At 52.2% G+C, this 7138-nt stretch carries 7 protein-coding genes; 5 read left to right on the top strand and 2 right to left on the bottom strand.

What is annotated here, in order from left to right; translation table 11 throughout:
* From A3GK_RS11605 to A3GK_RS0106795, 3 genes are all read left to right on the top strand, one after another.
* Window positions 1-257 (top strand): hypothetical protein (locus A3GK_RS11605; RefSeq protein WP_211205459.1); only part of this gene is annotated, 257 nt, incomplete at its 5' end.
* 195 nt (window positions 258-452) lie between these two features.
* Window positions 453-1748, top strand: a complete 1296-nt coding sequence (locus A3GK_RS0106800; RefSeq protein WP_018028719.1) for a bifunctional folylpolyglutamate synthase/dihydrofolate synthase — start codon at window positions 453-455, stop codon at window positions 1746-1748.
* Window positions 1749-1759: 11 nt separating this feature from the next.
* Window positions 1760-2926 (top strand): carcinine hydrolase/isopenicillin-N N-acyltransferase family protein, encoded by a 1167-nt coding sequence (locus A3GK_RS0106795; protein ID WP_040576052.1) that lies wholly within the window; start codon window positions 1760-1762, stop codon window positions 2924-2926.
* 257 nt (window positions 2927-3183) lie between these two features.
* On the opposite strand, the gene A3GK_RS0106790 is transcribed toward A3GK_RS0106795, so the two are convergent.
* Together A3GK_RS0106790 and pta are read right to left on the bottom strand one after the other, a co-directional pair.
* Complete coding sequence (locus A3GK_RS0106790; RefSeq protein WP_018028717.1) at window positions 3184-4380, bottom strand: acetate/propionate family kinase; 1197 nt, start codon at window positions 4378-4380, stop codon at window positions 3184-3186.
* Window positions 4381-4402: 22 nt separating this feature from the next.
* Window positions 4403-5419: a phosphate acetyltransferase gene (pta, locus tag A3GK_RS0106785; RefSeq protein ID WP_018028716.1), complete on the bottom strand. Its 1017-nt coding sequence runs from the start codon at window positions 5417-5419 to the stop codon at window positions 4403-4405.
* Between the two features lie 96 nt (window positions 5420-5515).
* Here pta and A3GK_RS0106780 point away from each other — a divergent pair, with 96 nt between their 5' ends.
* Together A3GK_RS0106780 and hpf are read left to right on the top strand one after the other, a co-directional pair.
* A complete protein-coding gene (locus A3GK_RS0106780; protein WP_040576048.1) occupies window positions 5516-6496 on the top strand; it encodes a tyrosine-type recombinase/integrase in 981 nt (326 codons plus the stop codon).
* Window positions 6465-6755, top strand: coding sequence for a ribosome hibernation-promoting factor, HPF/YfiA family (gene hpf, locus A3GK_RS0106775; protein WP_018028714.1), 291 nt, complete (start codon window positions 6465-6467; stop codon window positions 6753-6755). Before A3GK_RS0106780 ends, hpf begins: the two co-directional genes overlap by 32 nt.
* Window positions 6756-7138 lie beyond the last annotated feature (383 nt).

Raw genomic sequence — 7138 nt, 5'->3', positions numbered from 1 at the left:
GGCCTCACGGGATAAGCCATACATCTTTCATCGTTTACCTGCCTAATTTACGCATCAAGGTTACGGTTGCCTTTTGGAACTTCACTGCCTGTAGCCAGCTTGTCCGCTTGATACGCCTTAGTATTAGGTTTCTGTTCGTCAGGCCACGAATTCGCTATTGCTTCTTCTCTCCCAAGGGTCACCCCTTGAAACTTGCAAGTCGCTATGGGGTTCGTTGGCAACTACGCCCCGAGTGGACTTTCACCACAGATGTATGACATGCCCGTCATACTACGAAAGAAGCACCCGCTGGGGTGCTTCTTTTTTAAAAAAAATAGGCATCCGACCTGTCCGACCTGTCCGCCCCGTCCGACTTGTCCGATAAAAAACACCACTGGTAGGGCACCTCTACAAATCTGGAAAATAGTTATCTTTGTGAGGAATAAAGTATTACCCTATAGAGGAATAGAGAGATGACCTATCAAGAGACAACAGAATATCTATTTTCGCAATTACCACAGTTTGAAAAGGAAGGAGCTTCGGGCTATAAACCGGGACTAGAGCGAGTTGAGACCCTACTACAACTCTGTGGCTCTCCCCATAAGCAACTCACCACCCTCCACATTGCCGGCTCCAATGGCAAAGGCTCCAGCAGCACTATGTTGGCGGCTACCCTTGCGGAGAGTGGCCTTCGGGTGGGGCTATTCACCTCCCCCCATCTCGTCGACTTCCGTGAGCGGATTCGCATCAATGGGGAGATGGTATCGGAGGAGTTTGTCGTCCAATTTGTAGAGACGATACGGCAGAAGATGCCACCAGAGCTATCCCCCACTTTCTTTGAGCTCACCACCGCTCTTGCCTTCGCCTACTTTGCGAAAGAGCAGGTAGATATCGCCGTGATAGAGGTCGGTATGGGCGGTCGATTGGATAGCACCAACGTGATACAGCCCTTGGTCAGTCTCATCACCAATGTGAGCATGGACCACGCCCAATACCTCGGCAATACCCTACCCCTCATTGCTGGCGAAAAGTCGGGCATCATCAAGCCACACACCCCTGTAGTGCTGAGCCGAAGCTCTGAGAAAGAGGTGACCGATGTGGTGGTGGCAAAGGCCAAAGAGCTACAGGCACCCCTCACCCTCGCCGACCGAGAGGAAGAGATCCTCATGTACCAACCACTCAAGATAGGGTACAAGGTGACCACCGCCCACTTCGGCACCTTCACACTCCCGCTAGGAGGGGAATATCAGATCGAAAACCTTGGGGGTGTGCTACAGGTGCTGCTACTACTCCGCACCAAGGGATATGAGATTGAGGATACCGCCTTGCATCAGGGGTTGCAGAGATTAAGTCACTACGGACTGAGGGGGCGATTGGAAGTGATTCAGCAGACCAACCCCACCATCGTCATTGATACAGGGCACAATCCCGATGCCTGGCAACACCTCGCCCCCACCCTACAACAGTGGCAAAAGGAGGGCGGTCTGGTGATGCTCATCGGTATGGCAGGCGATAAAGATGTGCCCCACGTGGTAACCCAATTTCCTTTGGAAGCTCACTATATCTTCTGCCAAGCCCACACGCCACGAGCCCTTCCTGCCACAGAGCTACAAGCTCTTGCCCAGGCAGTCGGTGTCACCCATAGCGAGGTGATCCCCGACATTCACGAGGCGTACAAAGTGGCGATCCAGAGAGCTAAGGAGCTAGGTGCCGAGACCCTCTTTGTGGGTGGAAGCAACTACGTCATTGGAGAATTACTCACCCATTAATGCATAACACTATGAAAAAACTACTCACCACACTGCTATTGCTTTTGGCTACCACACAAGCCATCGCCTGCACCACTGCTGTGCTATCAGGTCGCTTCACCAAGAATGGGCGACCAATGATCTGGAAACTCCGCGACACCGAAGCGTACGACAATCATATGCAACGCTTCGAAAGCCCCCTCGGCTACTATGTCGGTTTGGTCAACGACTCCGACACCCTCGGTCTTCAGGTGTGGGGCGGACACAATAGTCACGGCTTTGCCATTATGAATAGTGCCTCCTTCAATGTCAACCACGGCTATACTGGCAATTACATTGATCAGGAAGGCGTGCTGATGAAGCGTGCCCTCGCCGAGTGTCGCAACCTCACAGAGTTTGAAGCACTCCTCAATGCCCTCCCCCGACCTATGGGATTGGCGGCCCATTTTGGGGTCATTGACGCCGAAGGGGGTGCAGCGTTTTACGAAGTGAATAATGAGACTTGGACCAAGTTTGATGCCAATGAGGCTCCTGAGGGGTACGTTCTTCGCACCAACTTTTCCTATACCGGCACCGAAGACGAGGGGTATGGATATGTCCGCCTCCGCTGTGCAGCTAATCTATTCACCCCTCTAAAGCCAGGAGAGGTGACTGTAGAGCTACTTGGCAGTCGCTTGAGCCGCTCCATGTACCACGGTCTGATGGAGATAGACTATCGAGCACTGGCAGAGGAAGGACAACTTCCTAGCCGCAGTGGATTTGTCGACTCCGACGACCTCATCGCCCGCTATGATACCAGTTCGATGATTCTGGTAGAGGGGGTAGCCCAAGGTGAAAACCCTAAGCTAACCACCTCATGGGTGGAGATCGGTCAGCCCTACCTCTCACCACTCATTCCCGTCTGGACCACCAACGAAATCCCCGCTGAGCTTCAGAGGGCTACTTCTGATAAGGAGACCATCGCCTCTCTTGCCAAACAGCTGAAGCGAGAGAAGCTCTACCCACTTCGCACGGTAGAAGAGAGCCGTTACCTCTATATGCCACTCATTTACCGACCCGATGGCACTGGTCTCGCACAGCAATTAGAAGCCCTCGAGGCAGAGTACATCCCTCGTCTACAAGCCAACCACTCTCCGCAGCTCCAGCAAGAGCTGATCCAAAAAGCCCTCAAACTACAGCGCCAAGCCCTCGCAAGATAAGCATGATGCCTCTCTGCCAGAACCTTATCGGACAGGGCAGACAAGTCAGACAGGTCGGCAAATGGGTCGAGAGTATAGGGAGAAATCAAGTGAAGCACTTGCCAACTTGTCCGAATCGTCCGACTTGTCTGACTTGTCCGACTTGTCCGATAAGGTAGTTTATCAGGCGGCTCGGACACTATGGAGCTCCTGGGATATCCATTAAAAATAGCCCCCTCGGTTTTCCGAGGGGGCTACTCATATATATAAGGTGTATCTTACTTCACAAGGGCGAGAGTATCGCGAGCGATCAGTAGCTCCTCGTCGGTAGGCACGATGAGTACCTTCACCTTGCTACGGTCGGTAGAGAGGACGACCTCCTTAGCTCTTACACTATTATTGAGCTCCTTATCGATCTCAATGCCAGCATACTCCATGTGGTCACATACATACTCGCGGGTGCTAGCTTGGTTCTCACCTACACCGCCAGTAAAGATAATGGCATCTGCTCCGTCGAGTAGTGCGAGATAAGCTCCCACATACTTCTTGATGCGGTGGTCGTACATAGCTAGGGTAAGCTTTGCACGCTCATTGCCCTCGGAGATCGCCTTCTCCAAGTCGCGCATATCGCTAGAGATGCCTGAGAAGCCGGCAACGCCCGACTCCTTATTGATCAATTGGCTCAATCCCTTGGCATCTAGCCCCTCTTGCTCCATAATGAATACGAGTGCTCCTGGATCCACATCACCAGTACGGNTACCCATCATCAAGCCTTCGGTAGGGGTCAATCCCATAGAGGTATCAAGTACCTTACCGCCCTTGATAGCAGTAACGGAACCACCATTACCGATGTGGCAGGTGATCAGCTTTGCTTTGTGGTAGTCAAGGCCTAGGATCTCACAAGCACGCTGGCTCACGTAGCGGTGGCTGGTGCCGTGGAAGCCGTAGCGACGCACCTTGAGATCGCTATACATACGGTAAGGAAGGGCATACATATAGGCCTCTGGCTCCATACTCTGGTGGAAGGCGGTATCAAATACAGCTACCTGCTTTACGTTTGGAAGGAGCTTGGTGATAGCATCCACTCCCTTGAGGTTGGCAGGGTTGTGGAGAGGTGCCAACACGCTGATCTCATCGACTGCCTTAAGCACTTCGTCATTGATCAATACGCTCTCGCTGAATCTCTCACCACCATGCACCACGCGGTGTCCTACCGCGCCGATCTCCTCGTAGCTCTTGATGAAGCTATACTTAGGATTGATCAGGGTATCAAGGATCAGCTCCACCGCCTCCTTTTGGGTAGGCATATTGTGCTCAATGACTACCTTCTCACCATCGGAGGTCTTGAACTTCAGGAAAGAGTCGGGCAGACCGATCTTCTCTACACCACCACTGGTAATCTCCGACTCATTCTGCATATTGTAGAGCTTATACTTTACCGATGAGCTCCCGCAGTTTAGCACTAATATCTTCATAATCTATCTATTTCTTTCTCGTTTACTTATTATTCAATGCGGCAGTTGCCTGGTTGCTGGTGATGGCTACCATGTGATATACGTCCTCTACGGAGCAGCCACGGCTAAGGTCGTTGACAGGCATGGCGATACCTTGGAGGATAGGGCCAATCGCTTCGGCACCACCTAGACGCTGTACCAGCTTGTAGCCGATATTGCCCGACTGAAGGTCGGGGAAGATAAGCACGTTGGCATGACCTGCCACCTTGCTACCTGGTGCCTTGCTGCTACCGGTCTTGAGGTCAAGGGCAGCATCGGCCTGCAGCTCACCATCAATAGCGAGCTCTGGAGCGAGCTCCTGAGCTAGTCGAGTAGCCTCTGTCACCTTATCTACATTCTCATGCTTAGCACTTCCCTTAGTGCTGAAGCTGAGCATCGCTACCTTTGGCTCAATGCCCACTAAGGTCTTAGCCGTTTCGGCACTAGAGACGGCAATCTGAGCTAGCTCCTCAGCAGTTGGGGCAGGCATCACGGCGCAGTCGCCAAAGACGAGGGTACCATCGGCACCATATTGAGACGCCTTGGTGAGTAGGATAAAGGCACCGCTCACCACCTTGATACCAGGAGCTGTCTTGATGATCTGAAGGGCTGGACGAAGTACGTTGCCAGTAGTGTTTTGGGCACCTGCCACCTCACCATCGGCATCACCCGCCTTGATCATAAGGCAAGCGAGGTATAGTGGATTCTCGGCTAGAGCAGTTGCCTCCTCTAGGGTCATCCCCTTCTTCTTACGAAGCTCATAAAGGATATTGGCATACTTCTCCTTATCGGGATTGCCCTTGGGGCAAACGAGGGTAGCCCCTGTAGCGATGTGGGTGAGCCCAAGCTCCTTGGCTTTCGCCTTGATCTCATCAGGATTACCGATCAGGATAAGGTCGGCTACCCCTTCGGCTAAAATTCTATCGGCAGCACGTAGTGTGCGCTCCTCAAGCCCTTCTGGCAATACGATGCGACGCTTTGCCGCTTTGGCATTGGCCACAATCTTCTCAAGTAGTTGCATAATGCTTTAGTTTTAGTTGTTCGTATGTTATTTATATTTGATCAGTATTAATCACTATAGGCACACAAATTTACCAAAAAAGTGTAACTTTGGGCTATGATGGATGGAATACTCGAACGATACAGGAGATATCTGCAGTATGAGCGAGGGATGTCGGAGCTCTCGATTGTCGCCTACCTCACCGATATAGAGCACTGGCTCACGCTGGAGGAGTGCAACGAATTGGAGGGGGAGGCACTGGAGCAGTTTTTGTGCTCGGTGGATACCCGACGGGCAAGGAAGTCGCTCATAAAACTGATGGAGACGCCCGACGCCACTCGCAGTGTGAAGCGACGGCTTTCGGCACTCAGAAGTCTCTACGGCTATCTAATGAAGATCGAAAAGGTGGAGCACAACCCATTCAAGGCGGTACAGGTGCCGAAGGATGGGCAGTATCTCCCCACTTTTGTCAATGCCGATCTGCTCACGCGACATATCGAACGGCTCTACAAGGAGGCGGAGGAGGAGCCGACTAGTGAAGGGAAACGGGTAGCGTGGCAGCTGGCCTTTGTAGTGGATCTACTTTTCCAAACAGGAATGCGTCGGGCTGAGCTATTGGGACTCCATTTGGGGGATATAGATACCACGAAAGGGGAGCTGAAGGTACTCGGAAAACGGAATAAAGAGCGAATTATACCACTCGGTCCTTTGATTTGTCAGAAAATAGATTTATATTTGGGGTACAGAAGTCCAAAGGTGGAGACAGAGGTCTTTTTACTCAATGACGAGGGCAAGCCAGCCAAGGCGGATTATGTGTATAAAGTGGTGAAGGAGGCACTGGCCCCACTGCCACAATACTCACGGAAAAGCCCGCATATCCTACGGCACAGTTTTGCCACAGCGATGCTCAATAATGGGGCGGACCTGATGAGCGTCAAGGAGCTACTAGGACACGACTCTATCTCTAGCACAGCAGTCTACACACACACCACTTTTGAGGAGCTTCGTAAAATGTATAACGCACACCCTAGAAGTAGGGAGTCTAGTAAAGAAAGGAGAACAAACCATGAAGACGAAGGTACAGGCAGTCAACTTTGACATGACAGAGAAGTTGCAGGAGTTTGTAGAGAAGCGTGTCGCCAAGCTAGAGCGATTCTATGCCGAGATCATCGATGCAGAGATCGTCCTCACACTGGAGAAGCCTGAGCAGGCAAATAATAAGAAGGCTCGAATCACCCTCGCAATCAAGGGGCCAGACCTCTTTAGTGAGAAGCAGGCCAATAGCTTTGAGGAGGCAGTGGTAGAGGCGTGTGAAGCACTCGAAAGGCAACTGGAGAAGCACAAGGAGCGTAAGTAATAGATACTAAATAAGAGAGCTATAGGCTACAGGGTCACAAGACCCTGTAGCCTATTTTTTGGTGGCTTGCGGAGGTGCCTTGCGGGGGTGCCTTTCTCGGACAAGTCGGACGAGTCGGACAGGTCAGACAGGTCGGACACCGCCACCTGCTGTGGGCTAGCTGCGGGGTTAGTTGCGGTGGCTAGCTGAGGTGGCTAGCTGCGGGGTTAGTTGCGGTGGCTAGCTGGGCGTCCGACTCGTCCGACTTGTCCGACCTGTCCGACTCGTCCGAGAAAGGCATCCCCCTGTCCGAGAAAGGTACCCCCTCGTCCGAGAAAGTCCCCCCTCTGATAAAGCCCCTAAATCTGGGCAGTACCGACGCGGTCTCAAAAGTTTTTAGTAGA

The organism is Porphyromonas somerae DSM 23386, from assembly GCF_000372405.1.
GTDB classification, from domain to species: Bacteria; Bacteroidota; Bacteroidia; order Bacteroidales; family Porphyromonadaceae; genus Porphyromonas_A; species Porphyromonas_A somerae.
This window is presented reverse-complemented; position numbering and strand designations above follow the sequence as displayed.

Excerpts from the sequence above, each read along its gene's own strand:
- A3GK_RS0106800 (WP_018028719.1), top strand. The coding sequence starts at position 453 with ATGACCTATCAAGAGACAACAGAATATCTATTTTCGCAATTACCACAG.
- A3GK_RS0106795 (WP_040576052.1), top strand. The coding sequence starts at position 1,760 with ATGAAAAAACTACTCACCACACTGCTATTGCTTTTGGCTACCACACAA.
- pta (WP_018028716.1), bottom strand. The coding sequence starts at position 5,419 with ATGCAACTACTTGAGAAGATTGTGGCCAATGCCAAAGCGGCAAAGCGT.
- A3GK_RS0106780 (WP_040576048.1), top strand. The coding sequence starts at position 5,516 with ATGATGGATGGAATACTCGAACGATACAGGAGATATCTGCAGTATGAG.
- hpf (WP_018028714.1), top strand. The coding sequence starts at position 6,465 with ATGAAGACGAAGGTACAGGCAGTCAACTTTGACATGACAGAGAAGTTG.